This is a genomic window from Robiginitalea aurantiaca (genome assembly GCF_030380815.1).
GTDB classification, from domain to species: domain Bacteria; phylum Bacteroidota; class Bacteroidia; order Flavobacteriales; family Flavobacteriaceae; genus Robiginitalea; species Robiginitalea aurantiaca.
This window is the reverse complement of sequence record NZ_JAUDUY010000028.1, coordinates 1-1222: the sequence shown is the minus strand read 5'-3', so window position 1 is coordinate 1222 and position 1222 is coordinate 1. Positions and strand designations below refer to the sequence as shown.

Annotated in this window: 2 protein-coding genes; both read left to right on the top strand. The window is 43.4% G+C overall.

Annotated features, from left to right (window positions below):
* The first annotated feature begins 53 nt into the window (after positions 1-53).
* On the top strand, positions 54-329 hold the full coding sequence (locus tag QU605_RS15290) for a transposase (protein WP_289726200.1): 276 nt from the start codon (positions 54-56) through the stop codon (positions 327-329).
* Between the two features lie 23 nt (positions 330-352).
* A complete protein-coding gene (locus tag QU605_RS15285) occupies positions 353-1171 on the top strand; it encodes an IS3 family transposase (protein ID WP_289726199.1) in 819 nt (272 codons plus the stop codon).
* Positions 1172-1222: the final 51 nt, after the last annotated feature.

Below are 1222 nucleotides of genomic sequence, written 5' to 3'. Positions count from 1 at the left end.
TGTAGATACCCCAAAAATTAGGGCAGTAAGTTTAATGATTAAATTTACTGTAAATGACACGAAGAAAATTTACCTCGAAGTTCAAGACCAAAGTGGTTTTGGAAGCCTTAAAAGAGCGGCATAGTCTGGCCGAGCTAGCTCAAAAGTATCAGCTACACCCAACGCAAATAAGCTCCTGGAAGCGGGATTTTCTTGAAGGCGCCGAGCAGGTCTTTGAATCCGGAAAGAAAGACAAGCGCAGCGATGCTGAGAAAAAGAATGATCAACTACTCAAGACCATTGGTGAGCTTAAAGTGGAAAATGATTTTTTAAAGGACGCCTTGCGCTAAGACCACTGGTCGAACGTCGAAAAATGATACGCAAGGGTCATTCCAAACTAAGTGTAGCTAAACAATGCAAGGCGTTGTCCGTACACCGCTCAGGGCTTTATTATAAACCTAGCGGCGAGAGTGAGCTGAATCTGAAGCTCATGCGGGAGATGGATGAACATTACCTACACCATCCCTTTAAAGGCGCTAAACGCATGCATATCTGGCTCACCAAAGACAAAGGTTACAAGGTGAGTAAAAACCGCATTGAGCGGCTTTATTACCAGGTTATGGGTCTAAGGGCTGTGCTGCCTGGAAAACATACCTCACGCAGATGTAAGGAACATAAGACCTATCCCTACCTGCTCAGGAACCTGACCATTGAAAGACCCAATCAGGTCTGGGCTACGGACATCACCTATATTCCGCTGAAGAAAGGATACATGTATTTAGTGGCCATCATTGATCTGCATAGCCGGTATGTGCTTAACTGGAGTATCTCTAATTCCATGGATGCGCAGTGGTGCAAACAGGTTTTAGAAGAAGCCATTGAAGAGCATGGGAAACCAGAGATCCTCAACACCGACCAGGGCAGTCAGTTTACCGCCGAGGAGTTTGCTAATTACGTCTTAGGCCAGGGAATACGCTTAAGTATGGATGGTAAGGGAAGAGCAACCGACAATGCTTTTATCGAACGACTATGGAGGAATGTAAAATATGAGAAAATCTATCTGAATCCTCCTAAAGATGGAATGGATCTCTACCTACTACTAGCCGAGTACTTTGAGTACTACAATCATGAAAGAAGACACCAATCTATCGATTATGAAATACCCGCTGAAGTATTTAAAAAAGCAGCATGAATATTTATATAAATTTGAAAGAAAGCTGTCCTAAAGATTGGGGGATCTACA